We start from the raw sequence: 25,349 nt of genomic DNA on the forward strand, positions 1-25,349 counted from the left end.
ACCTACGGGGTCTGAGACGGAGTTGATCCTGCAATCGGTCCGGTCTTGTCGTGCAACAGCGCCTAGGGCGTGTCCTCCCGGACGACGGAGTCGGGGGAGCGGTCGGAGCGCAGCCCGCGCCAGCGAGCGTGGCGCAGGATGCCGCCGGGGGTGAACTCGGCAAACTCGACCTCGCCGACAAGGTCCGGGCTGACCCAGATCGCATCTCGCGCGTCGGCCGCCGGCACTCCGACGAACGGGTTCTCGTGCGTGCCCAGCGGCGCAAGAAGTCTTCCGAGGGTGGAGAGCGCGACATCCGAGAAGCCCGTCCCGACGCGCCCCGCGTACCGTAGGCCGTCCGGCCCCGGGATGCCGACCAGGAGCGATCCGATCGCCCCCGACCTGCCACCGTGCCCGGGCCGGATGCCGCCGATGACGACATCCTGGGTGCGGGTGAACTTGATCTTGAGCCAATCGGGCGAGCGTTCACCCGGCCGGTAGCGCGACCCGGGGTTCTTGACGACCACCCCCTCGAGGGCGGCCTCGTGTGCCGCGTCGAGCGTTGCTTCCAGATCGTCGAAGACGGGCGGGACCGCAACGCGTTCGCCCGCGCCGTCGGCAAGACGCTCCAGCAGGGCACGGCGATCACGCAGCGACAACGTCGTCGCATCCCGCCCGTCGATCTGGAGCAGATCGAACAGGTAGTACCTCACCGGCGTGCGCGCGGCCTCGCGGACGATCTCGGCCGGATTCGCGAGGTTCATACGCTTCTGCAGCAGCGGAAAGCTCGGTCTGCCTTTTTCATCCAGCGCGACGATCTCGCCGTCGACCACGCACGGCGCCTCGCCCAGCGCGGCATCCTGCAGGTCCGGATAGGTCGCTGTCAGATCGTTGCCGCTGCGGGCGCGGAGGGTGAGGGAGGTTCCATCCCAGGTTCCGACAGCACGGATGCCGTCCCACTTCATTTCCACCCAGGGCTCGCCGCCCCAGCGGGCGATCGCCCCTGCGGCAAGCCCCGACGTCGACAGGGTTGCAAGCATCGGGGCAACCCTGTCGTCACGCTTGGGGGACTCACGTGGTTCGGGAACCGCACGTGCCGCGGGCTTCTTCGCAGTGGGCGCGTCCTTCATCCGGTGGAGGAGCCACTGCGACTTCTCGCCCTCGCCGGCGGTACGGATGAGCGCGAACCGCGCGTCATCCATGGCTTCGCCGGGCGTGCCGTGGGTACGGAAGATGACCTCGTCGGCGCGCCACTTCTCGGTCTCGTAGGTGCCCGTGTCCCACACCGTCATGGTTCCGGCGCCGTACTCGCCCTTCGGGATCGTGCCGTGAAAGGTCAGGTACTCGATCGGGTGATCCTCGGTCATCACCGCGAGGTTGTTGCGGTCAGCAGTTTCGGGGATGCCGCGCGGAACCGCCCAGCTGACCAACACACCGTCTCGCTCCAGTCGCAGGTCGAAGTGCAGACGCGACGCATGATGTTCCTGCACGACAAAGCGCGGCAGATCACCGTCGCCGCGCACTGTCGGCCGGGCTCCGGCATCCGGAACCGGCTCCGGGGTTCGCGCCGCATCGCGCTTCTCGCGGTAGCGGTCCAACGAAGCGGCGCTCGACGCACCGAAGAACGGTGCGATCCCCGCTGCCGCGCGCTCGAGCACCTCCGAGAACAGCAGCTGGCGAAGGTCCGGATCCGCCAGTTCGTCCCACGTGCGGGGAGCTGCCACGGTCGGATGCTCGCGCCCTCGCAGGGAATACGGGCTGATCGTGGTCTTCTTGCCATTGTTCTGGCTCCAGTCCAAGAAGACCTTTCCGGCACGCACCGCCTTGGACATGGAGCTGACGACCAGATCCGGATGATCCGCCTCGAGCGCACGAGCCAACTCCCGCGCCAGGTTCGAGGCGCCGTCGCTCGTGAGGGTTCCAGGAAGCGGTGCGTACAGATGGATGCCTTTGCTGCCGCTGGTGACAGGGATGCTCTCCAGCGACATCCCGCGCAGAATCTCGCGCACGAGCCGAGCAACCTCGGCGCACTCGGCCAGACCCATACCGGGTCCCGGATCGAGGTCGAGGACCAGCCGATCCGGATTCGCCGGTGATCCGTCTGCGGCGAAGCGCCATTGGGGCACGTGGAGTTCGAGGCTCGCTACCTGCCCGAGCCAGACGAGCGCCGCCTGCGAATCGATGAGCGGGTACGTCTTCGTTCCGGAGGAGTGCTCGATGGGCATTCGGGGGAGCCACTCGGGAGCGCCGCGCTCGAGGTCTTTCGTGAAGAACGACATTCCCGGATGCTCTGCGTCGCCGACACCGTCGGGCCATCGCTTTCGCGTGACGGGGCGTCCCGCGAGAAGCGGCAGGATCGTGGGGGCGATGCGGCTGTAGTAATCGATGACCTCGCCTTTGGTGGTGCCCGTTGCCGGATACAGCACCTTGTCGAGGTTGGTGAGACGCAACCGGTGCCCCTGCACCTGCACAGTCTGCTCCCGACCAGCCATGGGCCCAGGCTAGCCCGCGGTCCCCGAGACGGGCCGGATGCTGGCACTGGGCGCCGCGAACGTGTGTACTGGGGTGATGAGGTCCATCTGGAAGGGCGCGTTGACGTTCGGACTGGTCAACGTTCCGGTGAAGGTCTATGCCGCCACCGAGGACCACGACGTGTCGTTGCATCAGGTCCATGCCGCCGACGGGGGCCGCATCCGTTATCAGCGCGTGTGCGAACTCGACGGCGAGGTCGTGCCGTACAGCGAGATCGACCGGGCCTACGACGACGGCGAGAAGACCGTGATCCTCACGAAGGACGACCTCGCGGCGCTTCCCTCCGAACGCAGTCGCGAGATCGAGGTCGTTGAGTTCGTCCCGAGCGAGCAGGTTGATGTCATTACGCTCGACAAGGCGTACTACCTCGAACCGGACTCGAAGTCTCCCAAGGCCTACGTACTGCTGCGCAAGACGCTGGAGCAGACCGACCGCACCGCGATCGTGCGGTTCTCGCTGCGGCAGAAGACACGGCTGGCGGCGCTCCGGGTGCGCGGCGACGTCCTCGTTCTGCAGACCCTGTTGTGGGCAGATGAGGTGCGGGAGGCAGCGTTCCCGTCGCTGAGCGAGTCAGTGAAGATCTCTGACAAAGAGCTCGAGCTGTCGGCATCCCTCGTCGAGAGCTTTTCGGGCGATTTCGACCCCGCCGACTTCGTCGACGAGTACCAGCAGGAGTTGCGGACCCTCATCGAGGCCAAGCTCGAGAAGGGGGATGCGCTCGATACGTCCGAGACGTTCGGCGAGCAGCCCGAAGAGCAGGGCGGCGAAGTCATCGACCTCATGGAGGCGCTACGTGCCAGCGTCGAACGCTCACGGGCCGCCCGCGAGAAGAAGTCCGGCTGATCAGGACGAACCGGGAAAGGCCGCGGCGAACAGCGCGTTCGCATCGGCCGTGAGGGCTTCCGTCTGGGAGCGTAGCTCGGCCGCTTGGGCTTCTTGCTCCGAGATGCCAGGCTCCCGTGCGGCCAGGTCGGCCGCCAATCCGTCGAGTTCGTCGGCGCGATAGCGCAGGTACTCTTCCCACGACGTCTGACGGCGCTCACCGCCGAAGGTCGTGAAGGTCACGACGTACGACCCGCGCTCGGCCTCCGGTGTCGCCTCGAACTGGGCGAGATCGCTGGTGTACCGGGCCAGAGCTTGGTCGTACCAGCTCTGGTCGGCGTTCCACTGCGCGCGTGCCTGCCCGGCCGCGGTCTCGGCCTCGGCCACCCGAGACCACGCGGCATCGACGTCGGCGCGAACGCCGTCGAGCACGGCGATCGACGCCGCATGCACCGCGACGAGAGCCGAGCGATCGGCAAAGGTCTCGGCATAGAGCGCCTCAAGCTCAGGTGTGAATCCGCCCTCGAGCTCGACCTGTGAGCCGAGGTAGGCGAAGAGCTCGTTTCCCCGACGTGATTCGTCTCCGCCCACGGATGCCTCGATCTGGGCGAGCACCGGATCGCCCTCGGGGATTCTCGCCGCTTCGGCGTTGACGAGCGCATCGACCTCGCGCTGCTGTTCCGGGCTCATGCGGCCATAGACCGCGTGCAGCAGTTCGTGCGCGGCGAATGTCACCGTGAAGCCCGTGAGGCGCTCGTCATCCGGCTCGAAGAGGTACATGCGGTCTGTGCTCGGCCGGTAGCAGCCGAGGGTCACCGCGCCGCCTTCGCCCTCGCCGCCCAGCGATGGCGAGGGGGACGGATCGGGCTCACCGCCGTGACCTCGTTCGCACAGCGTCAGGATCTCGTCGCCGACCAGCTCTGGTTCGGTGCGAAAAAACACCTCACGTCCGGACTCCGTCAGTGACATCTGATCGGCGAGTGCCGCGACCGCGGCTGACGGTTCGGGCACAGGCCCCCAGTCACCGGGCAGGTCGAGCGTCTGCGCAACCCACCCCTGCGCTGGCAGCAACCAGCTACGCAGAGGTTCGGGCAACGATTGAGCGAACATCACACTCGCGCCGAGCGCGATCGCAATGACGAGCGCGCCAAGCGCAACCCACCACCCGGTGGCGCTGCGCCGCCGGGTCGGCGTCAACGGGTGTTCGTCGCCCGCCGGCTCCGGTTCGTCAAAGAGGGTCATCGGGTCTCCGTACGTGTGCGCTACGAACAGTAGCGGGCAGAGGATGGAGATCGCTGATGCCGGAGGTGTCGGCATCCGTTCGTCTCGCATCGTTATCATCTGCGCGACTCGACATGACCGAACCGATGAACCACTCACCCGACCCGCCCGTGCGCTCTGGCATCGGTGGCACGCTCGGCCTGCTCGCAGCAATTCTCGTGATCGCAGGGACGCTCGTCTGGGTGTTGCTGAATGTCTCTGCGGCGGTGTCAGCTCCCGCGGGGGAGCGCGGGTCGGAGGCGCCGCCTGCCGTGGCGCCGGAACCGCCCGTCGCAGACACGGATGCTGCGGCAGACACGGTGCACGATGCAGCGACCTCGAGCCCGGCACCCATGAGCTCAGGGCCTGATCCGGCCTGGGTGGCGCGTGTAGCCGCCGCGACCGGCATCCCGGAGCGGGCCATGACCGCGTACGCGTCAGCAGCGCTGGCGATCTCGACGATGCAACCCGGCTGCGGATTGGGGTGGAACACGATCGCCGCGATCGGATCGGTGGAGTCGGATCACGGGCGCCACGGGGGAGCGGTGCTTGGCGCAGACGGATACTCCGAGCCCGCCATTCGCGGTGCCGCGCTCGACGGAAACGGGGTTCAGGCGATCCCCGATACCGATGGTGGGCGGTGGGATGCCGACACCGTGTGGGATCGGGCGGTGGGACCCATGCAGTTCATTCCCTCGACGTGGTCGCGCTGGGGCTCAGACGGCAACGGTGACGGTGATTCCAACCCGAACCAGATCGACGATGCCGCGCTCGCCGCCGCTCGCTACCTGTGCGCCTCCGGGTCAGTTGCAGCCGCTGACGCCTGGCGGGCGGCGGTGTTCAGCTACAACAACCTGGACAGCTACGTCGACGAAGTGGCGCGGCGCGCGAACGAATACGCGGCGCGCGCCGGTTGAGCCTGGCCCTTACTGGGAGTCCTCGGGGCGCTTATCGAACACCTCGGGCTCCAGAGCCAGATCGCGCGCTTCTGCAGCATCCGTCTCGAGCTTCTCGCCGGATGCCGCCTCTTTGCGGGACTTCCACTTCTCGCTGAAGTAGTGGTAAGCGACGACCAGCGCCGTGCCGCCGACCGCAATCAACAGGATGATGTCGATGTACTCGGTGACGAGGTCACGAACCCACGGGATGTAGGCGATGAGGTAGCCGACCATGGTGAGACCGAATCCCCACAGCAGCGCGCCGATCAGGTTGTAGAGCGTGTACCTGCGCCAGGGCATGTGTCCAACGCCCGCAGCGACGGGGGCGAAGGTGCGCACGATCGGAACGAATCGGGCGAGGATGACGGTGATTCCGCCGAAACGTTCGAAGAAGGCGTTGGTGCGCTCGACGTTGCGCTTGCTGAAGATCCCGGATTCCTTGCGTTCGAACACGGCAGGTCCGCCCTTGTGTCCGATGTAGTAGCCGACCTCCCCACCGAGGAAAGCGGCGAGCGCGATCAGCGAGCACACGACCCAGATGTTCACGCCGAAGACGTCATTGGTGTGGGTCAGCAGCCCAGAGATGATCAGCAGAGTGTCGCCGGGGAAGAGGAACCCGATCAGCAAGCCCGTTTCGGCGAAGATGATCAGGCACACCACCAGCAGAGCCCACGGGCCTGCCGCGGAAATGATCGTCTCGGGGTCGAGCCAGGGAATGAGAGCCAGTGAGTGCACGTGGGTTCCGTCGGTGTCGGCGGTCAAGGGCGCGGCGGGATGCCTTGCGTGCGGAAGGTGGGACTTGAACCCACACGCCCGAAGGCACAGGAACCTAAATCCTGCGTGTCTGCCAATTTCACCACTCCCGCGGGTGCGATCAGTCTACTGACGCTCATTTGACGATCTCGACGTTTGCTCTCAGCGCCGAGCTCGTGGTCCGGATTCAGAGAGCCGCCGCCACGACCTCGACCCCTTGCGCTGGCCGCTCCACCGCGACAGGGTGTGCAGTAAGACTGCACCAAGCAGTGTCGATTGGCGAGAGGAAACGATGGTGACGACCGAACAGGTACAGCAGTGGCTCGATGACTATCGGAAGGCGTGGGAGACGCGAGACGCGGATGCCGCGGCCGCGCTGTTCACGGATGATGCGACGTATCGCGAGCAGCCGTACGAGGAGCCGTATCGCGGGCGCGAGGGCGTCCATGCCTATTGGACGCGCGTGACAGCGACCCAGTCGGACATCCGCTTCCGCACGGGGAAAGTAGTGACCGCCGGTTCTCATGCGGCTGTCGAGTGGTGGGTCACGTTGCGCAACGACGGAGCCGAGGTGACGCTCGCGGGGGAGTTCTTCCTGGTGTTCGACGAGGGTGGCCTGGTTCGTCACCTGCGCGAGTACTGGCACTTCGCTCCCGGACTCATCGAGCCTCCGGCGGGTTGGGGGCAGTAGGTCGCGGGGCCGGCAACGGATTGGTCACGGTCGCGTACCCGTCGTTCGGAACCCTTGCGTTAAGTGTGGCGACACGGCAGAGTGTACGCCAGCGCTGAACACTGTCCAGGCCGGCTTTCGGGAGAGAGCCGCAGGGGCCGCCCACCGTGTACCCGATTTCAAAGGAGAAGTCATGCCACTCAGCACAGCTATTCCACGGCGAAGAGGGGTGCTCGCCGGTGCGGGGATCGCCGTCGCCGCACTCGCCCTCGCAGCGTGTTCGTCGGGCACCACCGACGCATCGGGCTCGGGAGAGACGTCGGCGCCCAGTGACGAGCCGTTGCAGATCGCCTACATCTCGTTCGCGGTCGCGAACACCTACGACGAGCCGATGCTGGCTGCCGCGCAGGAGGTCGCCGCGGCCAACAACGCCGAGATCACCGTGTTCGACGGAAACCTCGATCCGGCTACCCAGGCCACGCTCATCGAAGACGTCATCGCATCGGGCGACTACGACGGCATGATCGTGCAGCCCATCTACGGCCCCGCGATCATGGATGTCGTGGCCGAGGCAATGGATGCCGGGCTCACCGTGGTCAACATCGACCAGATCCTGGGTGAGGACTTCACCTCCGGGGCCACTCAGTTGCCGGGCCTCGCATCGAACATCGTGTTCGTTCCGACGGTTCTCGGCCAGAAGCTCGGGGAGCAGACCGTCGAGGCCTGCGCGTCGATGAACCTCGACCCCTGCAACGTCGCGTATCTGCACGACCTGAAGACCTCCAGTGTGAGCATTGCGCTGTGGGATGCCTTCAGCGAGGCGATCGCGGGAACACCCGTGACTGTCGTCGCCGAGGGGGAGACGTTCTGGAACCCGGCAGCCGCGCAGACCGCGGTGGCCGACATCCTGACCGCGAACCCCGACATCGATGCGATCGTCACCTCGGACCAGGGGCTGCAGGGTGCCGTTCTGGCGATTGGTGACTCGGGCGCGGACGTTGGTGACTACCTGCTCGTCGGGTACGGCGGCTCGCAGTGGGCCCTCGACGCGATTTCGGAAGGCATCGTTTACTCGGACGTCATCATGGCGCCTGCCACGACCGGTCGCCTGGGGATGGAAGCGATGATCGCGGCGCTGCGCGACGGCACCGACATGGGAGATGTCGACCCGTTCGCAGACTCCCCGAACAACGGGGTCATGACCCCCGACACCGTCACCCAGTTCACCGGCGAGTGGCCCGGTTGATCCATGCCGCACCAACCGGCTGACGCCGGCGTCCCGCAGCTCACCGTCGAGCTGCGGGACGTCGGCAAGTCCTTCGGCGGTCTGCCCGTCCTCCGCAATATCGACCTGACGATTCGTCCCGGAACCGTCCACGCCCTGGTCGGCGAGAACGGCGCGGGCAAGTCGACGCTCGCGAAGATCATCGCCGGCCTGTACAGCGCCGACGAGGGGGAGGTGCTCGTCAACGGCGAGCGCGTGAGCTTCGGGTCGCCCCGGGAGGCGCTCGATCGCGGCATCGCGACGATTGCTCAGGAGTTGGCTCTCGTTCCTGCCCTGTCGGTCGCTGAGAACGTCTTCCTCGGACGCGAGCCGCGGCGGATCGGGTTCATCGGTCGCAAACGGCTCGGCGCGCAGTACCGGGCACTGAGCGAACGCACCGGGTTCGACTTGCCCGCGGATGTCCCGGTGGGCGCATTGCGTACGGCCGATCAGCAGAAGGTCGAGATCATGCGCGCCCTCGCCCGGGGTGCGTCGGTCATCATCATGGATGAGCCGACGGCGGCGCTGTCGGGGGCGGATGCCGACCTGCTGCACGCCGTCGTGCGTCAACTCGCGGCATCCGGGCACACCGTCGTTCTCATCTCGCACTTCCTCAGCGAGGTGCTCGAACTTGCCGACGACATCACCGTGCTTCGCGACGGTCGCCTCATCCGCACCGGCGCCGCGGCCGACGAGACCGAGGCAAGCCTCATCGAGGCGATGCTCGGCCGGACGCTCGGCGCCGTGTTCCCGGAACAGCCTCCCGTTCCCACGACAGGCGACCCGGTGCTGACCGTGACAGATCTCGTGGCACCCGGGGTGCGCGGAGTGTCGTTCTCGGTGCGACCTGGCGAGATCGTGGGGCTCGCCGGACTCGTCGGTGCCGGTCGCAGCGAGATCGTGCACGCCATCTTCGGAGCCGCGGGCCGCCACGGCGGTTCCGTCGAGCTGATGGAGCCGGGGCGTGGTGATGGTGAGAAGCGAACTCCGGTGGGCGCGTCGGTTCCAGCCGCGCTCAACGCTGGTCTGTTCCTCATTCCCGAGTCCCGTAAAGACCAGGGGCTGGTGCTCGGGCGGTCGATCCGCGACAACGTGACGCTGTCGAACCTCGCCGCATTCGCCCGTGCAGGATGGGTGCGCACACGTGCCGAACGCGTCGACGCGAAAGCAATGCTCGATCGTGTCACCGTCGCCGGAGACGATCGCCGCAGCGTCTCGAGTCTCTCGGGCGGCAACCAACAGAAGGTGCTGTTCGCGCGAGCTCTGCAGCGCCCCCGCGCCGTGCTCATCGCCGACGAACCGACTCGTGGCGTCGATGTCGGGTCGCGTCGGGCGATCTACGACCTGATCGTCGCCGAAGCCTCACGGGGCATCGGGGTGATCGTCGTCTCATCCGATGTGGAAGAGGTGCTCGGGCTCGCGCACCGCATTCTCGTCATTCGCAGCGGCCGCATCGTCGCGGAGCTCGCGGGCGACGACAGAACTGAAGAAAACGTCCTCACCGCAGCCTTTGCGGATCCGATCATGAGTGGAAAATCATGACCCTGACCACCGGCACCGTGCCCACCCAAGCGCAGCAGAGCGTTCTCTCGCGCATACCGTGGCGATCGGTCGCGATCGTCGTTCCGTTCCTTGCCGTTTTCATCGCCCTCTCGATCGGAAGCCCCGCGTTCCTGTCGTTCCAGAACATCGGCAACGTGCTCGATCGCCAGTCCGGCATCCTGATCATCGCGGCAGCGAGCACCCTGGTGCTGATCGCGGGCGGGATCGACCTGTCGGTCGGTGCCACCTATATGTTCACGGCTGTCGTCTGCGGCACCGTGATCATCAAGGTCGGCGGCACCGAGGGTGCTGTGCTCGGCATCCTCGCGGGGGTGCTGTCGGGCCTTGCCGTCGGCATCATCAACGGCGTCATCAGCACATATCTGCGGATCAACCCGCTGATCGCGACCCTGGCGATGAGCTTCATCATCTTGGGCGCGACGAAGCTTGTCTCCCAGGCGGGCAAAGAGGGAATCGGGCAGATCCGCGTCGACGTGCCCGAGTTCACCTGGATCGCCAAGACCGAGCCGCTCGGTATGTCGCTGCCGATCTGGATCGCTCTGGTGGTGGTGGTGGCCCTCGGGATCGTGCTGTGGCGCACGACCTTCGGGCGCTACGTCTATGCGGCGGGCGGCAACGCCGAAGCCGCGCGACTTGCCGGCATCCGAGTCAACGTCGTCCGCATCGCGACCTTCGCGCTGACCGGTCTCGGCGCGGGCCTTGCCGGTGTGATCGACCTCGCGCGCACGCCCTCGGTGCCCGAGAACGATGCGATCGCGACGACGCTGACGTTCACGGTGCTGGCGGGCATCGTCGTCGGCGGTACCTCGATCCTCGGTGGTGAAGGTGCGGTGTGGCGGACGGTGCTCGGCATCCTGTTCATCGCGATGCTCTATAACGGATTCACGCTGCTGAAGATCGATCCGCTGTTCCAGGGCATCGCGCTGGGCGCCATCATCCTGCTCGCCGTCGGCTTCGACGCCTGGTCGCGGATCAAGCGCCGTTGATCTGGACGCTCAGCGCTTGGGCGCGAAGAAGAAGTAGATCAGCGGGCCGATACCGCCGAGCACGATCACGAAGGCCCACAACGGTTTCTTGCCGTTGAGCTTGTTCTCGGGACGGATATAGAGGTCCCAGAACGCCAGGCCCGCCCACGCGGCCCGGATGACGCCTCCGACCAGTCCGCCGACGATTCCCGTACCGGTCTTCCGTGCCACGTGGCTCGGCGTCTTGATGGTCATGGTTTCCGCCTCTCGGGCCTCATCCGAATGCTCCGGTGCCATTGTGCAACGCGGATGCCGCGAACCGACAGGGGGCTCGCGGGCCGTGGGACCAGTCGCCCTGGTGTGTGCGGGTGCGCCTGCCTAGGCTCGGGGGTGTCGCCATGGTTGCGGCGCTGGAGGTCCGAATGAGGTATCTGCGCTGGATCTGGGCGTACCCGCTCGTGACGGCTACCGCGCTGGTGCTCCTCGCCGTCGGGGTGCTCGCGGCATCCGGAATGCCTGGCGTTGCACGGTGGGTCGCGACGATCTGGGTTGCGGGGATCATCGTCTGGACTCTTGTGGGCATGGTGCGCGACGTGTTGCGCGGGCACGTCGGGCTCGATGTTCTCGCCGTCACCGCGATGATCGCGACCCTCGCGGTCGGGGAGTATCTGGCGGCGCTGGTGATCGTCTTGATGCTCGCCGGCGGTGCGGCGCTCGAGGATATCGCAGGCCGGCGTGCGCGCCGGGACCTTCGTGCGCTGCTGGACAGATCACCGCGCACGGCGCACGTCGTGACCGGCGGCGGGTCGGGGGCTGTCGAGAGTGTGAAGGATGTCCCCGTCGATGAGGTTGCCGTTGGCGACATCCTGCTGGTGCGTCCGGCAGAGATCGTGCCCGTGGATGCCCTGCTGCTGAGCGCAGACGCGGAGTTCGACGAATCGTCGCTGACGGGGGAGAGCCTTCCCGTGCAGCGCAGCGAAGGCGACGAGGTGTTCTCGGGGGCCATCAACGGATCTCGGGCCGTCCGGGTTCGAGCGACGCGACGCAGCGCCGACAGCCAGTACCAGCAGATCGTCGCGCTCGTCCACGCAGCCGAGAGTTCTCGGGCGCCCGTCGTTCGCCTGGCAGACAGGTTTGCCGTGCCTTTCACCGCAGTCTCTCTCGTGCTCGCGGGAACGGCCTGGGCGATCTCGGGAGACCCGGTGCGTTTTGCTGAAGTGCTGGTGCTGGCGACCCCCTGCCCGCTGCTGATTGCCGCGCCGGTCGCGTTCCTCGCAGGCCTGTCGCGAGCGGCGAAGGCGGGGGTCATCGTCAAGAGCGGCGCGGTCATCGAGCAGCTCGCGCGCGTGAGCTCCGCGGCCTTCGACAAGACGGGAACGCTGACGTGGGGTCGCCCCGCTCTCGTCGCCGTGCGGCCCGCGGACGGGTTCACTGCCGACGACGTGTTGCAGTTCGCTGCCTCTGCTGAGCAGTACTCCACGCACGTGCTGGCAGAGAGCGTGCGCCGCGCCGCCCTCGACCGCGGGCTCGATCTGCTCCCGGCGACTGACGCCTCGGAAGAGGCCACCAACGGCGTCACCGCATCGGTACAGGGCCGTCCGGTCACCGTCGGCAAGCCCGCCTATGTCGCGGCACTCACCGGCACGGCGGCGCGCGAGACCCTGGATGCCGGACAGGCCGCGGCCTACGTCGCGATCGATGGACGGTTCGCGGGAACGATCATCCTGGCCGATGATCCCCGGCCCGATGCGCCCGGTGTCGTTGCCTGGCTCCGAGAGACCGGTGTGAGCCGGGTCGCGATGTTCACCGGTGACGTCGGCGCTACCGCGCAGTCGGTCGCGACGGCGGTGGGGATTGACGAGGTGCACGCGGAGCTTCTGCCCGGCGACAAGGTCGAGCTTGCCGCCGGTCTGCAGCCTCGGCCGATGATGATGGTCGGGGACGGGGTGAATGACGCGCCTGTGCTCGCGGCATCCGACATCGGCGTCGCGATGGGCGCGCGCGGCGCGACAGCCGCGGGGGATGCGGCGGATGTCGTCATCCTGCTGGATGCTCTCGCCCCGGTTGCCGACGTCGTTGCTATCGCCCGCCACACCCTGCGCGTGGCCCTGACCGCGATCGGCGTGGGGATCGGGCTGAGCATTGCACTCATGATCGTCGCGATGACGGGGGTGATCCCCGCCGTGGCGGGCGCCCTCATTCAGGAACTCGTCGATGTCGCGACGATCCTCTACGCGCTGCGGGCGCTAGGGGCGCCCCGCAGAGCCCAGCGACCTGTGGTTTCGCCGGCGGGCTGACAGAGCCCGGCGCGGCGTCGTTGTGGATAACTCCCGCGGCGCGGCGCGCGGCCTTGTCAGGATGCACGGGTGACCCTCACCTCGCCCGCCGACCCGACAGTTTCGGTCGTCGCACGCGTGCGCGAGTCGTTGCGAGCGGCACAAATCGACCCGCAGCGTGACCCCGATCGGGCGAGCCAGATCGCAAGATCCGAGGTGCGGCGGCACAACGATTTCGCGCTGGCTCGTGGTGAGCGGACTCTCGATGACGAGGCGCACCACGTGCGCGACATCCTGGCCCAGCTCTCGGGATTCGGTCCGTTGCAGGCCTACCTTGACGACCCCGAGGTCGAGGAACTCTGGATCAACGCTCCCGACCGGATCTTCGTGGCGCGCGCCGGAGTCGCGTCCCGGGTCCCGCTCGCGCTAACCGACACGGCGGTACGAGATCTTGTCGAACGGATGCTGCACGCGACCGGCCGCCGGGTCGATCTCAGCCAGCCATTCGTCGATGCATCGCTTCCAGATGGCAGTCGCTTGCACGTCGTGATCCCCGACATCACGCGGCGGCACTGGGTCGTGAACATCCGCAAGTTCCTCCCGCGCTACCGGTCGCTGGATGACCTCGTCGCGGTGGGCAGCGTGACGGCGGCGGATGCTGACCTGTTGGCGATCGCGATGCGGGAGGGGCGCAGCATCCTCGTTTCGGGTGCTACGCACGCCGGCAAGACGACGCTGCTTGCGGCGCTCATTGCCGCGTGTGCGCCGTCGCAGCGCATTGTCACGGTGGAGGAGACGTTCGAACTCGCCGTAGAAGCCGCCGATCTGGTCGCGCTGCAGGGGCGTCAGCCGAGCCTCGAAGGGGGAGGGGAGGTGACGCTGCGCCGCCTCGTGAAAGAGGCGCTGCGGATGCGGCCAGATCGGCTGGTCATCGGCGAGGTGCGAGACGCCGAAGCGCTCGATCTCGTCCTCGCACTCAACACCGGTGTACCGGGCGCCGCGACAATCCACGCCAACTCCGCAGCCGATGCACTCCGCAAGCTCTGCTCACTTCCGCTGCTGGCGGGCCGCAACATCGACAGCGGCTTCGTGGTTCCGGCGGTCGCGGAATCCGTCGATCTTGTCGTCCACTGCCAGCGGGACGCGACCGGCCGGCGACGGGTGACCGAGATCGTCGAGCCCAGGGGAATCGAGGATGGCGTCATCCAGACCCGCCCTGCGGCCCGACGGGAACGGCAGCCACTGATGCGGAGCAGGGACCGATGATTCTGCTCGTGGGAGTGATGCTCGGCACAGGAGTCCTGCTCATCGTGTCGCCATGGCTGTGGCCGGCGGGACGCGGCTCCGCATCACCGGCGGCCCCCTCGGCGCTGACCCGGCTGATCGGTGAGGCAGGCTTCGCGGAGCGGGCGAGCTCTCGCAACGTTCTTGCCTCTTCTGCCCTTGTCGGTGTGATCGCCGCCGCACTCGCGTGGCTCGTGTTTCCCACGCTGCCCCTGTGGCTTCTCGCGGGTCTCGTCGGCGCATACGCTCCCATCGCCTGGTTGCAGTCTCGGGCTCGGCGACGCGCCAAAGAGCGCCGTGGACTCTGGCCCGATGTCTGTGACCTTCTCGTGTCGTCGGTTCGGGCCGGGATGTCGCTCGCTGACGCGGTCGCGAGCCTTGCCGTTTCGGGTCCCGAGCGACTTCGACCCGACTTCGTCAGGTTCGCCCGCGACGTCTCGGCGTCTGGGCACTTGGATGCCGCGCTCGCCGGCCTGAAGACCCGCCTGGCTGATCCGATCGCGGACCGGATCGTGGAGACCTTGCGCATGGCGCGTGAGGTCGGCGGGACGGAGCTCGTGCCCACACTGCGCGCACTCGGGGCGGCGGTTCGCGCCGATGCGACCTTGCGCGCCGAGGTCGAGGCCCGCCAGTCGTGGATACGCGCCGCGGCGGTTCTCGGAGCCGTTGCTCCGTGGGTGATTCTCGGGCTTCTCGCGCTTCGTCCCGAGGCTGCTGCCGCGTACGGCTCGCCCCAGGGAGTCGCGCTGATCCTCGGCGGCGCCGTCGTGACTGTTGTCGCGTTCCGGCTCATGCTTCGTGTGGGAAGGCTCGCTGAGCCGCAGAGGTGGTTCGCGTGAACCCGACGGATGTCGCCCTTGCCGTGGTCTTCGGCGGCGCGCTCGCTGGGGGCCTTCTTCTCGTCTTCTCGGCGTCGCCACGCTGGCGCGCCCGTGGATTGACGGCGCGCCTTGCTCCGTACCTGCGCGATGTCACGGACGGGGACCCCGGCCGCGCGTTCAGCGCCATCACCGTGCCCGTTCTCGGATCGGCTGCGCCGGCGTGGGAGGCCGCCGCCCAGCGGCTGTCGAGCATCCGTTCCTCGTGGCAGCGTTCGCGCGCACTTGTCTGGGCGCTGCTCGGAGCGGGAGTGGGAGCGGCGCTGGCGACAGCTGTTGCGCTGACGCAGGGTCCGCATCCAGGCCTACTGGCGCTGCCCCTGGTCGGTGCGACCGCTGCCGCGGTCGGCGAGCAATCCGTGCGCCGCGCCGGCGAGCGCGCCCGTGCGAGGCGGCTGCACGAAGAGCTCCCCGTCGTTCTCGAATTCCTTGCGCTGTGCTTGTCTGCGGGTGAGGGGCTTCTCGACGCGCTTCGACGCGTCGGCAGCCGGGGGACCGGAGAGCTTGCGGCAGGCATCCGCGAAGTCGTCGTTGAGGTCGGGACCGGATCGGCGTTGACGGATGCCTTGCTTGCGTTCGCTCGTCGAGAAGACAGCCCGGCCCTGTCGCGCGCGATCGATCAACTCGTCGCAGCGGTCGACCGGGGAACGCCCCTCGCTGATGTGCTCCACGCCCACGCCGCCGATGCGCGCTCGGGGGAGCAGCGCGAGCTCATTGAGCAGGCCGGCCGCAAAGAGATTGCGATGCTCATCCCGCTTGTCTTCTTGATTCTGCCGGTCAGCGTGCTGTTTGCGATCTTCCCCGGCGTCGTGATGCTCGACCTCGGATGAGTGCCCACCAATAGCGATAACCGAACCGAAGGAGATGATGATGAGACGGATGCTGAACCGCCTGCGCGAAGCGATCGCGCCGCGTGCGGGAACCGATCTAGAGGACGCCGGCGTGGCAGCCGCGCTGCGTGAAGACCGCGGTGACGTACCCGGCTGGGTGTTGATCACGCTCATGACCGCAGGGCTGGTCGTGTTGATTTGGGCGCTCGCGGGTCCTGCGCTGTCGGGTTTGTTCGAACAGGCGATCTCCCGCGTATCGGGGTTCTGAGGCGGCTGGCTGTGAGTGATTGTGGCGTCTGGGATGACGATCGGGGCTCTGCGCCGGTCGAGTTCATCATGGTCGCCGCATTGCTCACGGCGCTCACACTCGGGGTGATTCAGCTGGGCGTCGCCACCTACGTGAGAAACGTCGTGCACGACGCCGCGGTCGAGGGAGCGTATTACGGCGCACTCGCCGACACCGCTACCGGCTCAGCCGTCGATCGCACGCGCGAGGTGATCTCCCGGGCGATCGGAGCCGAGTATGGAACGGATGTCGGCACCCGCGAGGTCATGATCGACGGTCAGCCTGTCGTTGAGGTCACGGTGCGGGCGAGCATCCCGCTCGTGGGCCTGTGGCCGAGCGGCCTGAAGACGGAGGTGACCGCCCATGCTCCGTTGGAGTCGTTCGATCGCTGACAGGTTGCGTTCACGACTGGCTCGGATGCTGCGCGAGGACGACGGCTCTGCATCTCTCGAGTTCCTCACCGTCGGACTCCTCATGCTCGTGCCGCTCATCTACGTCGTCGTCGCGCTCGGCCAGATTCAGCATCAGGCGCTCGGCGCCGAAGCCGCAGCCCGCCACGTCGCGCGGGCGATCTCGCTGTCGTCGGATGCGGCATCCGCCGGCTCCAGCGCCTCCGAGGTGCTGTCGGCAGTGATGGCTGAGTATGACCTGGACGCCTCCGCCACGTCCCTGTCGATTTCGTGTGTTCCGGCGTCGGCGTCCTGCCCGACAGCGGGGGCGACGGTGCGGGTTTCGGTTGCAACGCGCGTCTCGCTGCCGTTCGCGCCGCCGGTGCTGCGGCTCGATCAGATCGCGAGCGTCCCGGTCGAGGCGAGTGCGGTGCAGCGGATGTCCCGGTTCTGGAGCGGGGGATGAGGACGGTACTGAGGCGGCTTCGCGATTCGGTGCCTGCCGTGGGTGACGAGGAGGGCAGCATCCTGCCGCTGGTGCTGGGGTACGCGATGCTCGCGCTCGTGCTGATCCTCGTGACTGTCGACGCGACGAGTCTGTACCTCGCGCAGAAGCGGCTCGACAGCGTCGCCGACGCTGCTGCCCTTGCCGGCGCTGACGGATTCACGCTCACGATCGCGGGTGGCTCGCCGCGCGCCGAGCTCTCCTCGGGCGATGTGTACGCTCAGGCGAGTGCGCTGCTGGCGCAGTCGGATGCCGACGCAAGCCTGGTCTCGGCATCCACGCCCGACGGGTTGTCAGCGCGGGTGACGGTTGCTGGGCAGTGGCATCCGCCAGTCTTCAGTCTCTTCGTGCCCGACGGCGTCTCGCTCGAGGCCACTGCCACCAGCCGCAACGCCCTGCGGTAAAAGTCCTGAAACGTACGTAATGCAGCGAAACGGGAGTACCGTGTGGTCATGACTGATATCCCGATCACGGATGCGCGCGATCGGCTCGCCTCCGTGATCGATGAAGCCCGCCGCGGGACCGTCTATTTGACCCGACGTGATAGGCGAGTTGCGGCGATTGTTGACCCGGAGACCCTCGCCCAGCTCGAAGCCGACGCCGAGGAACTCAGTGACATTCGCGCCGTCGATGCGGCCTGGGCCGAGACCGAGCGACTGTCCGAGACGCCCATCCCGTGGGAGGACGTGAAGCGCGAGCTCGGGCTGTGACCTACCGCATCGAGGTCCTCCCGGCGGCGGTTCGCGAGATCCGCAAGCTTCCGCCGGAAGCGAAGCGGCGCGTACAAGCCGTCATCGAGCTGCTGAGCGAGAACCCGAGGCCGCCAGCGGCGACCAAGCTGACGGCGCGGCCCGAATGGCGGGTGCGCACTGGCGATTACCGCGTGCTCTACCGCATCGAGGACGACATCCTGACGATCGTTGTCGTGCGTGCCGGTCATCGGCGGGACGTCTACGACAGATGACTTATGCCGAGTCGTTCACCTCGATGACGATCCGGCCGTCGGCGCCGATGACCCCGGGCCCCTTGTCGGGAGTCGGCGCGGGCGCAGGGATGATCTGCTCCTGTTCCCACGCCAACCGTGCGTTGTGGGCTGACGGGTAGAAGAGTTCGTCCATCCCGAAGGTCCCTCCCGAGCTGGACGACGGCTGCAGTGCTCGGCCCTGCCGCCACGCGATTGCACCGCCGATCGCGAAGCTCACGGGCGCGAGCGCGAGGGCAGCGATCGTGAGCCACCCGAACACATCCGACATGTGCCGAGAGTACGTCCGCCCCGCGGGAAACGGATCCCCCTCAAGACGGATGCTGCGCGGTAGCGTTCGACCGTGGATGTGTCCCGCCGCTCACTGATGCTCGGCAGCATCGCTCTCGGCGTTTCCGCCGCGCTCGCGGCCTGTACTCCGCGAGGCACTGACCCGGGCATCCGTTCGCGAGTACCGGATCGGCCCACGTCGTTCCTGCGGACGTCCTGGTCGGCGGATCCGTTCGCCCTCGGTTCGTACTCGTACCTCGCCCCGAGCGACCTCGGCTCGAGCGCTCGGGAACTGCTCGCTGCTCCTGTGGGGCGCCTCTTCTTCGCCGGTGAAGCGACCTCGACGAGCGCGCCCGCGACCACGATCGGCGCCTGGCAGTCCGGTGAGCGGGCCGCCGCACAGGTGACGACCACGACGGGGCCGGTCATCGTCATCGGTGCGGGGTTTGCGGGACTCGCCGCCGCCCGGGCGCTGGTCGCCGCCGGACGAGAGGTCACGGTCGTCGAGGGTCGCGACCGGGTCGGCGGCCGGGCTCACACGGTTCCGTTCGCGGGCGGGGCCGCCGACCTCGGCGCTTCGTGGATCCACGGCACCGCCGGGAATCCAATGACCGCGCTGGCAGCGGAGGCCGGGACCGACCTCATCCCGTTCGACTACGACAACCAGATCGGCGCCGACGAGGACGCTCTCGATTGGCTGGAAGAGATCGCTTGGGAGGCATCCGACACGGACGATCCTGAGGCACGGCCGATGTCGGATCTGCTTCCCACCACTCTCACCGCGGGACAGACGTGGGCGGTAGCCGTCGAGGTCGCAGGGGAGTACGGAGCAGACCCCGATCGCCTCGCCATCGCCGCCTTGGACGAGGGCGATGAGCAGCGCGGCGGTGACGCCCTGCTGAGCGACGGTTATGGCGCTCTGGTCTCTGAGGCTGCCGGCGGTCTCGACATCCGCACCGATTGGCCGGTGACCCGCATTACACAGGATGCCGCCGGGGTCACCATCACCGGGGCCGACGGCCAGACCCTCACCGGCGCGGTCGCCATCGTGACGGTACCCCTCGGCGTGCTCCAGGCCGGGTCCATCGCCTTCGACCCACCGCTTCCCGACGAGAAGATCGCCGCGATCTCGGCGCTCGGGATGGGCCTGCTCGACAAACTGTGGCTCGCGTTCGACGAGGTCTTCTGGGACCCCGACGTCGACGTCATCAACATCGTCGACCCCGAGAACCCGGGCGCATGGCCGTTCTGGGTCAACGGCTACAAAGCGTTCGGGCTGCCCGTCCTGCTTGGCTTCGCCGGCGGCGCCGCTGCGGAGCGAAACGCGCGGCTGACCGATGACGAACTCGTCGCCAGCGCCATGACCACGCTGCGCTCAGCGATGCCGGGCTGAATCTGCCCGCGCCGCTAAGCGCTCGGCGAAGGATCTAGCCTGCGGCCCTTCGCGCCAGCGTCCGACGGATCAGCTTGTCTCCCTCGACCACGATCGGGGGAATGAGGGCAAGCCCGATCGCGAGCCACCATTGCGCGGCATCCAGCGGCGTCGTCATGAGCAGCGCGTTCATGAAGTCGAGTTCGACCGAGAGGACTGTCAGCACGATCGGGATCCACATCCACTTCAGGGCGTTGCTGATCGGGGCGGCAAGACCGGATGCGGGATCGCGGCGCATCGCAAACCCGGCGAGGACCATACCGAGGCTCAGCACGACGAAGGTCATCGTGACGGGCACCGACGGCTCGGTCTGGCTCGGGGTTCCTGGCGAGAGGAGCATCGCGGCAAGCGCGGCGCCGAAGATCGCGACGCCGTACAGCAGCCACTGGCCGATCGAGCGGGGGTTGGCCAACGGAATCTTCGTGTTCCGCGGCGGCTGCGACATGAGTCCCGCGGGGCTCGGATCCAGGGTGATGACGAGCACCGGGAAGAAGGTGATGAAAAAGCTCAGGAACAGCACCATGAGCGGCGTGATCGGGGTGCCGTTGTTGATGTCGAAGATGCTCGAGACCAGGAACAGCAGTACGAGCGAGAACAGTCCCGCCATCTGGTAGCGGATGTAGCTAACGATCTTGTCGTAGATCGTGCGGCCCAGGCGAATCGCCTCGACGAGCGTGCCGAAGTTGTCGTCGGTGAGGATCATCTTGCCGGCTTGCTTCGTCACCTCGCTTCCCGATCCCATCGCGACACCGATATCGGCCTGCTTGAGGGCTGCGGCGTCGTTGACGGCATCCCCGGTCATCGCCACGACATCGCCGCGCTCTTGCATGAGACGGGCGATCCGCAGCTTGTCTTCGGGGGTGACGCGGCCGAACACGTGGAGTTCAGGCAGGCGGGCGGTGAGCTCTTCGTCGCTGAGTGCTCGCAGCTCGGGTCCGCTGATCGCGCCTGGGCCGAGGCCCAGCTCACGTCCGATCGCAGCGGCGGTCACGGCGTGGTCGCCGGTGATCATCCGCACTTCGATGCCCGCCTCGCCCGCGACGCGGACCGCCTCGATCGCCTCGGGGCGCAGCGGATCGATGATGCCGACGAGAGCGACGAAGGTGAACTCCTCGGCGAGTGACATCGGGTCTGCCTTGGCTGCCGCCTCCTTGCCGGCGAGGTCTCGCACGGCGATCGCCAGGACCCGCAGGCCATTGCGGCTGAGCTCGGCGTTCGCTTCCAGGATGCTGTCTTTCGCGTCCGCGATAGGGACGACTCCGTCGGCGGTGACGGCGTGCGAGCACCGGTCGATGACGACATCCGGACCGCCCTTCATCGTCGCCAGGAACGTCTCGGTGCCCTGCAGCGGCGCGTGGTGGAAGGTCACCATGAACTTGTACGCCGAGTCGAAGGGAACCTCGGCCTCGCGCGGGTAGGCGCGGCGGCTCTCTTCGGCATCCACGCCGAGCTTCGCGGCCAAGACCACGAGCGCAGCCTCGGTCGGGTCGCCGACCACGACCCCGGGATCCGAAACCGTCGCGTCAGAGTTCAGGCACAGACCGTAGGCGAGGGGCGTGAAGTCGGGAACCTCTTTGCCGGCGGCGTGACGGAGGGCGCCGCTCTTGCGATAGCCCTCGCCTTCGACGGTGAACCACTGCCCGAGCGCGTAGAGCTTGGTGGCGGTCATCTGGTTGAGGGTCAGCGTTCCGGTCTTGTCGGAGTTGATCGCGGATGTCGCGCCGAGCGTCTCGACGTCGCTGAGGTTCTTCACGACCGCGCGGTGTTCGGCCAGTTGCCGGGCACCGTAAGCGAGCATCCCCTGCACGAAGGTCGGCAGGGCCGACGGGATCGCCGAGACCGCCATCGCGATGCCCACCAGCAGCACGGTCGCGATCGTCTCGCCGCGCAGGAGCCCCAGGATGATCATGATCGCGACGGCACCCCACGCGACGAACCCGAGCACCTTCGTCAGACCGTCGAGCTCGCGCTGCAGCGGCGACTTGGAGGGCGCGACGGCGGTGAGCATTGCCGCGATCTGGCCCATCTGGGTCGACATCCCGGTTCCGGTGACGACCGTCGCGGCGGTGCCGCGCGTGACAGTCGTGTTCTGCCACAGCATGTTGGCACGGTCGCCGAGGGCAACGTCGTGGCCATCGATCGTCGCGACATCCTTATCGACCGGCGCGCTTTCGCCGGTCAGCGCCGCTTCCTGGGTCTGCAGGTTCGCGGAGCGCAGGATGCGGCCATCGGCCGGCACGAGATCGCCCGCCTCGAGCTGCACGAGGTCGCCGGGCACGATCTCGGGAGCGGGCACCTCGCGCAGCGATCCGTCCCGCACCACTTTCACGTGCGGGATCTGCAGCTTCGAGAGCCCGTCGACGCTCGCGCGGGCGGCAAGCTCTTGCCGGGTGCCGAGCACGACGTTCAGCACGATGAGGGCAGCGACGATGAACGCGACGGCGAACTGGGCGATGATGAGGCTCACCACGACGACCGCGACCAGCATGAGGTTCATGGGGTCGGCGAGCAGGCGCAGGGCAATCGTCCAAGCGCTCGGCGCCGGGGGAGCGGGGATCGTGTTCGGGCCGCCCGTTGCCAGGCGTCGGGCTGCATCAGCCGAGGTCAGGCCGGACGCGGCATCCGTCCCGAGACTGCGGACGATGGCGTCCGAATCGAGGGTCCACCACGCGGTGGTATCGGATGCCCGCGCCGGTGTGGCCTGCGTGGATTGTGGTCTGGTTTGCTCGGTCATGCCGGTCCCTTCGCCGGGCCTGATCCTATCGAGGCGAGCGCAGTCGCGGACAGTCTCACCGCCGTGCGATCCCGGTGCAACGCCCAGCATTCTCACGGGTGGTCTCCGAGCCTCTTCATAACTGCCGGTCGTACCGTCGAAGAGTGCGTTTGGCAGTACACGAGTTCGGCAGCGGCGACCGTACCGCCGCCATCGTTCACGGCATCAGCGGATCGGGCCTGCTCTGGCAGGATTTCGCCGAGCGACTCTCGCGGCGACACGGGATGCGGGTGCTCGCCGTCGATCTGCGTGGTCACGGCTCCAGCCCCCGGTCGGAGCACTATCGCCTCCGGGATTTCACTGACGATCTCGTCGAGACCCTGCCGACAGACCTCGACCTTGCGATCGGGCACTCGCTCGGTGGACGAGCCCTTGCCGACGCCGCCGAGCGGCTGCAGCCGCACCGGGCGATCTACCTCGACCCGGCACTCGACGTCGACGCGGGGGTTGCTGGTCGTCGCCTGCTGACCTACCGGATGGCGGGTCCTGTTGTGGCGCGCATGCTCTCGGTCGTTGACCCGGCCGTGCCGGCGCCGCTGCGTCGCCGGCTGCGGGCGAGCACCCGCCGCTGGGATCGGTTCATGGCGCTGTCGGTCGTGCAGGAGCTGGATGCCCACCGCGTCGAACCCGCGCCGCCGCCCGTGCCGTCAACGATCGTGAAGGCGACGAAGTCGCGGCTTCTTCGTGCTCGCTACCTCGAGCGACTCAGAGGGTATGGCTGGGACGTGCGCGAGTTCCTCAGCCGCCACGAGATGCAGCTTCTGAAGCCCGAGGCTCTGCTCGACGCTCTTGAGGACGTGCTGCGCGCGCAGACACGTGCCCTCAGCGCGGTCTGAACCTACCCGGGTCAGTGGTGATGGCCGGGCGAGAGTGGGAGTTCGGCATCCGAGTCTGAGGTTCCGGTGCCCGCCCCATCTTCGTGCATCTGGCCATGAGGCACCGCGTGAGCGCCTGCTTCGGTAGCGGCGAGCGCCGGCGTCGCGAGTGCAGCAACGACGACCGCGCTCCCGACAAAACTGAGGATGGTGGCGAGGGGCGTCCCCGGTCGACGTGAACCCGCGCGAGCGCGCCGTGTGCTGTCAACAGACCGCACCGAGAACGCCGTGATCACCGCGATCGCTCCGTCGAAGCTGAGAACGACGATGAGAACGAGCCACGGCATGGCTCCGGAGATCGCCGCAACCGCGGAGATCAAGATTGCTGCGGTCGCGCCGACCAGGGTGATCAACGGTCGCGTCAGCGCTCCGCGGCGAAGCGTCAGCACGCCCCAGCCGAGCTCGACCGTGCCGATCGCAACGAGTATGGCCAGCCATGCGGGCGGGGCGCCGGCCCCGGCGGCCAGGTGCAGCAGAGCCGCCCCGACCGCCAGGATGCCCAACCATATTGCGGTGATCATGCGAGGGCGCGCCGGCTGTCAGCGGTGCGGTCCGCTCCGACTCCGACGCCGATGAGCAGCAGCGCGCTGGCGAGGTGCAGAATGTGGTCGGCGCTGTTGAGCGCGAGAACATTCGCGGCTGTCCCCACGAGGAAGAACCCGGCGATGCCGAGCAGCAGATAGGCCGCACCGACCGTTGTGTTGACGGCTTTCGCGGGACGTACGCCGGCCAGACCCGCGACCAGCAGCGCGCCGCCGATCAGGATGTGCGCGACGTTGTGGAGGGGATTGACCTCGAAGATTCCCAGGAGCATGCCGCCGGACGTCGCGATGAACCCCACCCCCGAGGTCACGATGAATCCGAGTAGGCCAACGACGACGTAGACGGCCCCGAAGATCACGCCGATCAGGCGATTGACGGACGTACGCATGATGTTCTCCTCTCTGCGAAGCTCCTCGTGAACTCCGGCATTGGGAGTTGTTCGGTGCGCTCCTGGGATCGGATCGCTCAGCGTTCAGTCGAGATCGACGCTTTGGCGTGCCTCCGGAATGCCCAATGCATTGGGTGCGGCATCCGCTGACCGAGTCGCTGGCATCCCCGGGCACCACCCGGTGATCGCCATCGCCCCGAGGATGAGCGCGCCGAAGGCCGCGGGAATGGCAAGCGCCCATACCCCGGTCGTCGCCGCGCTCCCGGCGATGGCTGCCACGAAGATCGCTGCGACCCATCGCGCGATTCGCTCAGCGCGCGAGATCGCGCAGACGCGGATCAGGCTCACGGCGTGCTGGGGGCGTCCTGGGTTGCGTTCTGCTCCGCGATCTGGCGACGCACGTGATCCATGTCGAGTCCTTCGACCGCGGTGATCACCTGCTCGAGCTGGGGTGCCGCGAGTGCGCCGGGCTGCGAGAAGACGAGGATGCCGTCGCGGAAGGCCATGAGCGTCGGGATCGAGGTGATGCGGAAGCCCGCCGCAAGCTGCTGCTGAGCCTCGGTATCGACCTTCCCGAAGACGATGTCGGGGTGGTCTTCCGACGACTTCTCGAACACGGGACCGAACATGCGGCACGGCCCGCACCACGCTGCCCAGAAGTCGAGCAGCACAATGCCGGATTCGTTGATGGTCGTCTCGATCGTCTCGAGGGTGATCTCACGGGTTGCCATGATCTGTATCATACCCTAGGGGGTATAGCCCAGGGCGTGTTGTGCGGGATGCCACCCGTGCCGCTCAGAAAGGAATCTCAATTGGCTTGTCAAGCGGCGATGGGCGTGGTGGGTGGTGATTCCTGATGGAAGGTTGTGCCGTCGCGCAGGAGTGCCCAGAT

28 protein-coding genes and 1 tRNA gene are annotated in these 25,349 nt (G+C 67.5%); 18 read left to right on the forward strand and 11 right to left on the reverse strand.

The genetic code is table 11. The features are described 5' to 3' along the window. Nucleotides 1-62: 62 nt before the first annotated feature. The gene (locus AB0O89_RS12550) at nucleotides 63-2,471 is read right to left on the reverse strand and encodes an ATP-dependent DNA ligase (protein WP_363498111.1); all 2,409 of its coding nucleotides are present in this window, start codon (nucleotides 2,469-2,471) and stop codon (nucleotides 63-65) included. A 76-nt stretch (nucleotides 2,472-2,547) separates the two neighbouring features. Between AB0O89_RS12550 and AB0O89_RS12555 the strand changes: the two genes are divergently transcribed. Next, nucleotides 2,548-3,354, forward strand: coding sequence for a Ku protein (locus AB0O89_RS12555; RefSeq protein ID WP_363498114.1), 807 nt, complete (start codon nucleotides 2,548-2,550; stop codon nucleotides 3,352-3,354). Here AB0O89_RS12555 and AB0O89_RS12560 read toward each other — a convergent pair whose 3' ends face one another. Next, nucleotides 3,355-4,575, reverse strand: a complete 1,221-nt coding sequence (locus tag AB0O89_RS12560) for a hypothetical protein (RefSeq protein WP_363498117.1) — start codon at nucleotides 4,573-4,575, stop codon at nucleotides 3,355-3,357. A 113-nt stretch (nucleotides 4,576-4,688) separates the two neighbouring features. Between AB0O89_RS12560 and AB0O89_RS12565 the strand changes: the two genes are divergently transcribed. After that, nucleotides 4,689-5,510, forward strand: a complete 822-nt coding sequence (locus AB0O89_RS12565) for a lytic murein transglycosylase (protein ID WP_363498120.1) — start codon at nucleotides 4,689-4,691, stop codon at nucleotides 5,508-5,510. Nucleotides 5,511-5,519: 9 nt separating this feature from the next. Here the strand turns inward: AB0O89_RS12565 and AB0O89_RS12570 are convergent, their stop codons facing one another. Together AB0O89_RS12570 and AB0O89_RS12575 are read right to left on the reverse strand one after the other, a co-directional pair. Next, nucleotides 5,520-6,266, reverse strand: coding sequence for a VTT domain-containing protein (locus AB0O89_RS12570; protein ID WP_363498123.1), 747 nt, complete (start codon nucleotides 6,264-6,266; stop codon nucleotides 5,520-5,522). Nucleotides 6,267-6,315: 49 nt separating this feature from the next. Beyond that, nucleotides 6,316-6,397, reverse strand: a tRNA-Leu gene (locus tag AB0O89_RS12575). A 179-nt stretch (nucleotides 6,398-6,576) separates the two neighbouring features. Between AB0O89_RS12575 and AB0O89_RS12580 the strand changes: the two genes are divergently transcribed. From AB0O89_RS12580 to AB0O89_RS12595, 4 genes are all read left to right on the forward strand, one after another. After that, the gene (locus AB0O89_RS12580; protein ID WP_363498126.1) at nucleotides 6,577-6,975 is read left to right on the forward strand and encodes a nuclear transport factor 2 family protein; all 399 of its coding nucleotides are present in this window, start codon (nucleotides 6,577-6,579) and stop codon (nucleotides 6,973-6,975) included. A gap of 172 nt (nucleotides 6,976-7,147) precedes the next feature. Then, complete coding sequence (locus tag AB0O89_RS12585; RefSeq protein WP_363498129.1) at nucleotides 7,148-8,200, forward strand: sugar ABC transporter substrate-binding protein; 1,053 nt, start codon at nucleotides 7,148-7,150, stop codon at nucleotides 8,198-8,200. 3 nt (nucleotides 8,201-8,203) lie between these two features. Then, nucleotides 8,204-9,760 carry a sugar ABC transporter ATP-binding protein gene (locus AB0O89_RS12590; protein ID WP_363498132.1) on the forward strand — a complete coding sequence of 519 codons (1,557 nt, stop codon included), beginning with the start codon at nucleotides 8,204-8,206 and terminating at the stop codon, nucleotides 9,758-9,760. After that, the gene (locus AB0O89_RS12595) at nucleotides 9,757-10,767 is read left to right on the forward strand and encodes an ABC transporter permease (protein ID WP_363498135.1); all 1,011 of its coding nucleotides are present in this window, start codon (nucleotides 9,757-9,759) and stop codon (nucleotides 10,765-10,767) included. Before AB0O89_RS12590 ends, AB0O89_RS12595 begins: the two co-directional genes overlap by 4 nt. Nucleotides 10,768-10,776: 9 nt before the next feature. Here AB0O89_RS12595 and AB0O89_RS12600 read toward each other — a convergent pair whose 3' ends face one another. Next, entirely contained in the window at nucleotides 10,777-11,001 is a 225-nt protein-coding gene (locus tag AB0O89_RS12600; protein ID WP_363498138.1) for a hypothetical protein, read from the reverse strand. A gap of 143 nt (nucleotides 11,002-11,144) precedes the next feature. On the opposite strand from AB0O89_RS12600, the gene AB0O89_RS12605 reads away from it, so the two are divergent. The 10 genes from AB0O89_RS12605 to AB0O89_RS12650 all read left to right on the forward strand — a co-directional run bounded on the left by AB0O89_RS12605 (nucleotide 11,145) and on the right by AB0O89_RS12650 (nucleotide 18,158). Next, nucleotides 11,145-13,043, forward strand: coding sequence for a heavy metal translocating P-type ATPase (locus AB0O89_RS12605; protein ID WP_363498141.1), 1,899 nt, complete (start codon nucleotides 11,145-11,147; stop codon nucleotides 13,041-13,043). A 69-nt stretch (nucleotides 13,044-13,112) separates the two neighbouring features. Continuing rightward, nucleotides 13,113-14,288 (forward strand): ATPase, T2SS/T4P/T4SS family, encoded by a 1,176-nt coding sequence (locus AB0O89_RS12610; RefSeq protein ID WP_363498144.1) that lies wholly within the window; start codon nucleotides 13,113-13,115, stop codon nucleotides 14,286-14,288. Beyond that, entirely contained in the window at nucleotides 14,285-15,145 is an 861-nt protein-coding gene (locus AB0O89_RS12615) for a type II secretion system F family protein (RefSeq protein ID WP_300592097.1), read from the forward strand. Before AB0O89_RS12610 ends, AB0O89_RS12615 begins: the two co-directional genes overlap by 4 nt. After that, nucleotides 15,142-16,014, forward strand: a complete 873-nt coding sequence (locus AB0O89_RS12620) for a type II secretion system F family protein (RefSeq protein ID WP_363498148.1) — start codon at nucleotides 15,142-15,144, stop codon at nucleotides 16,012-16,014. The genes AB0O89_RS12615 and AB0O89_RS12620 overlap by 4 nt, the downstream gene beginning before the upstream one ends. Before the next feature lie 37 nt (nucleotides 16,015-16,051). After that, complete coding sequence (locus AB0O89_RS12625) at nucleotides 16,052-16,282, forward strand: hypothetical protein (RefSeq protein WP_300591891.1); 231 nt, start codon at nucleotides 16,052-16,054, stop codon at nucleotides 16,280-16,282. An 11-nt stretch (nucleotides 16,283-16,293) separates the two neighbouring features. Beyond that, the gene (locus AB0O89_RS12630; RefSeq protein ID WP_363498152.1) at nucleotides 16,294-16,692 is read left to right on the forward strand and encodes a TadE/TadG family type IV pilus assembly protein; all 399 of its coding nucleotides are present in this window, start codon (nucleotides 16,294-16,296) and stop codon (nucleotides 16,690-16,692) included. Continuing rightward, nucleotides 16,664-17,155, forward strand: coding sequence for a TadE family protein (locus tag AB0O89_RS12635; protein WP_363498155.1), 492 nt, complete (start codon nucleotides 16,664-16,666; stop codon nucleotides 17,153-17,155). Before AB0O89_RS12630 ends, AB0O89_RS12635 begins: the two co-directional genes overlap by 29 nt. Then, a complete protein-coding gene (locus AB0O89_RS12640) occupies nucleotides 17,152-17,598 on the forward strand; it encodes a pilus assembly protein TadG-related protein (protein ID WP_363498158.1) in 447 nt (148 codons plus the stop codon). The genes AB0O89_RS12635 and AB0O89_RS12640 overlap by 4 nt, the downstream gene beginning before the upstream one ends. A 48-nt stretch (nucleotides 17,599-17,646) precedes the next feature. Further along, entirely contained in the window at nucleotides 17,647-17,904 is a 258-nt protein-coding gene (locus AB0O89_RS12645) for a type II toxin-antitoxin system Phd/YefM family antitoxin (protein WP_300591881.1), read from the forward strand. Beyond that, complete coding sequence (locus AB0O89_RS12650) at nucleotides 17,901-18,158, forward strand: type II toxin-antitoxin system RelE/ParE family toxin (RefSeq protein WP_363498161.1); 258 nt, start codon at nucleotides 17,901-17,903, stop codon at nucleotides 18,156-18,158. The genes AB0O89_RS12645 and AB0O89_RS12650 overlap by 4 nt, the downstream gene beginning before the upstream one ends. A gap of 1 nt (nucleotide 18,159) precedes the next feature. On the opposite strand, the gene AB0O89_RS12655 is transcribed toward AB0O89_RS12650, so the two are convergent. Next, entirely contained in the window at nucleotides 18,160-18,447 is a 288-nt protein-coding gene (locus AB0O89_RS12655; protein WP_363498164.1) for a hypothetical protein, read from the reverse strand. Between the two features lie 72 nt (nucleotides 18,448-18,519). Here AB0O89_RS12655 and AB0O89_RS12660 point away from each other — a divergent pair, with 72 nt between their 5' ends. Continuing rightward, nucleotides 18,520-19,839, forward strand: a complete 1,320-nt coding sequence (locus AB0O89_RS12660) for an FAD-dependent oxidoreductase (protein WP_363498167.1) — start codon at nucleotides 18,520-18,522, stop codon at nucleotides 19,837-19,839. A gap of 34 nt (nucleotides 19,840-19,873) precedes the next feature. On the opposite strand, the gene AB0O89_RS12665 is transcribed toward AB0O89_RS12660, so the two are convergent. Beyond that, entirely contained in the window at nucleotides 19,874-22,612 is a 2,739-nt protein-coding gene (locus tag AB0O89_RS12665) for a cation-translocating P-type ATPase (protein ID WP_363498170.1), read from the reverse strand. 143 nt (nucleotides 22,613-22,755) lie between these two features. Here AB0O89_RS12665 and AB0O89_RS12670 point away from each other — a divergent pair, with 143 nt between their 5' ends. After that, on the forward strand, nucleotides 22,756-23,487 hold the full coding sequence (locus AB0O89_RS12670) for an alpha/beta fold hydrolase (RefSeq protein ID WP_363498173.1): 732 nt from the start codon (nucleotides 22,756-22,758) through the stop codon (nucleotides 23,485-23,487). Between the two features lie 11 nt (nucleotides 23,488-23,498). On the opposite strand, the gene AB0O89_RS12675 is transcribed toward AB0O89_RS12670, so the two are convergent. The 4 genes from AB0O89_RS12675 to trxA all read right to left on the reverse strand — a co-directional run bounded on the left by AB0O89_RS12675 (nucleotide 23,499) and on the right by trxA (nucleotide 25,188). After that, the gene (locus AB0O89_RS12675) at nucleotides 23,499-24,047 is read right to left on the reverse strand and encodes a hypothetical protein (protein ID WP_363498176.1); all 549 of its coding nucleotides are present in this window, start codon (nucleotides 24,045-24,047) and stop codon (nucleotides 23,499-23,501) included. Continuing rightward, nucleotides 24,044-24,457, reverse strand: coding sequence for a DUF4383 domain-containing protein (locus AB0O89_RS12680; protein ID WP_363498179.1), 414 nt, complete (start codon nucleotides 24,455-24,457; stop codon nucleotides 24,044-24,046). The genes AB0O89_RS12675 and AB0O89_RS12680 overlap by 4 nt, the downstream gene beginning before the upstream one ends. 84 nt (nucleotides 24,458-24,541) lie before the next feature. Then, nucleotides 24,542-24,805: a YgaP-like transmembrane domain gene (locus tag AB0O89_RS12685; protein WP_363498182.1), complete on the reverse strand. Its 264-nt coding sequence runs from the start codon at nucleotides 24,803-24,805 to the stop codon at nucleotides 24,542-24,544. Next, nucleotides 24,802-25,188: a thioredoxin gene (gene trxA / locus AB0O89_RS12690; protein ID WP_363498185.1), complete on the reverse strand. Its 387-nt coding sequence runs from the start codon at nucleotides 25,186-25,188 to the stop codon at nucleotides 24,802-24,804. The genes AB0O89_RS12685 and trxA overlap by 4 nt, the downstream gene beginning before the upstream one ends. Nucleotides 25,189-25,349 lie beyond the last annotated feature (161 nt).

Origin of the sequence: Microbacterium sp. NPDC076895 (genome assembly GCF_040687115.1) — a bacterium.
Taxonomy (GTDB): domain Bacteria; phylum Actinomycetota; class Actinomycetes; order Actinomycetales; family Microbacteriaceae; genus Microbacterium.

What these genes read in the sequence shown, in the direction of transcription:
- AB0O89_RS12550 (WP_363498111.1), bottom strand. Translation starts at nt 2,471, where the DNA reads ATGGCTGGTCGGGAGCAGACTGTGCAGGTGCAGGGGCACCGGTTGCGT.
- AB0O89_RS12555 (WP_363498114.1), top strand. Translation starts at nt 2,548, where the DNA reads ATGAGGTCCATCTGGAAGGGCGCGTTGACGTTCGGACTGGTCAACGTT.
- AB0O89_RS12560 (WP_363498117.1), bottom strand. Translation starts at nt 4,575, where the DNA reads ATGACCCTCTTTGACGAACCGGAGCCGGCGGGCGACGAACACCCGTTG.
- AB0O89_RS12565 (WP_363498120.1), top strand. Translation starts at nt 4,689, where the DNA reads ATGACCGAACCGATGAACCACTCACCCGACCCGCCCGTGCGCTCTGGC.
- AB0O89_RS12580 (WP_363498126.1), top strand. Translation starts at nt 6,577, where the DNA reads ATGGTGACGACCGAACAGGTACAGCAGTGGCTCGATGACTATCGGAAG.
- AB0O89_RS12585 (WP_363498129.1), top strand. Translation starts at nt 7,148, where the DNA reads ATGCCACTCAGCACAGCTATTCCACGGCGAAGAGGGGTGCTCGCCGGT.
- AB0O89_RS12590 (WP_363498132.1), top strand. Translation starts at nt 8,204, where the DNA reads ATGCCGCACCAACCGGCTGACGCCGGCGTCCCGCAGCTCACCGTCGAG.
- AB0O89_RS12595 (WP_363498135.1), top strand. Translation starts at nt 9,757, where the DNA reads ATGACCCTGACCACCGGCACCGTGCCCACCCAAGCGCAGCAGAGCGTT.
- AB0O89_RS12600 (WP_363498138.1), bottom strand. Translation starts at nt 11,001, where the DNA reads ATGACCATCAAGACGCCGAGCCACGTGGCACGGAAGACCGGTACGGGA.
- AB0O89_RS12605 (WP_363498141.1), top strand. Translation starts at nt 11,145, where the DNA reads ATGGTTGCGGCGCTGGAGGTCCGAATGAGGTATCTGCGCTGGATCTGG.
- AB0O89_RS12615 (WP_300592097.1), top strand. Translation starts at nt 14,285, where the DNA reads ATGATTCTGCTCGTGGGAGTGATGCTCGGCACAGGAGTCCTGCTCATC.
- AB0O89_RS12625 (WP_300591891.1), top strand. Translation starts at nt 16,052, where the DNA reads ATGATGAGACGGATGCTGAACCGCCTGCGCGAAGCGATCGCGCCGCGT.
- AB0O89_RS12635 (WP_363498155.1), top strand. Translation starts at nt 16,664, where the DNA reads ATGCTCCGTTGGAGTCGTTCGATCGCTGACAGGTTGCGTTCACGACTG.
- AB0O89_RS12640 (WP_363498158.1), top strand. Translation starts at nt 17,152, where the DNA reads ATGAGGACGGTACTGAGGCGGCTTCGCGATTCGGTGCCTGCCGTGGGT.
- AB0O89_RS12645 (WP_300591881.1), top strand. Translation starts at nt 17,647, where the DNA reads ATGACTGATATCCCGATCACGGATGCGCGCGATCGGCTCGCCTCCGTG.
- AB0O89_RS12655 (WP_363498164.1), bottom strand. Translation starts at nt 18,447, where the DNA reads ATGTCGGATGTGTTCGGGTGGCTCACGATCGCTGCCCTCGCGCTCGCG.
- AB0O89_RS12665 (WP_363498170.1), bottom strand. Translation starts at nt 22,612, where the DNA reads ATGACCGAGCAAACCAGACCACAATCCACGCAGGCCACACCGGCGCGG.
- AB0O89_RS12675 (WP_363498176.1), bottom strand. Translation starts at nt 24,047, where the DNA reads ATGATCACCGCAATATGGTTGGGCATCCTGGCGGTCGGGGCGGCTCTG.
- AB0O89_RS12680 (WP_363498179.1), bottom strand. Translation starts at nt 24,457, where the DNA reads ATGCGTACGTCCGTCAATCGCCTGATCGGCGTGATCTTCGGGGCCGTC.
- trxA (WP_363498185.1), bottom strand. Translation starts at nt 25,188, where the DNA reads ATGGCAACCCGTGAGATCACCCTCGAGACGATCGAGACGACCATCAAC.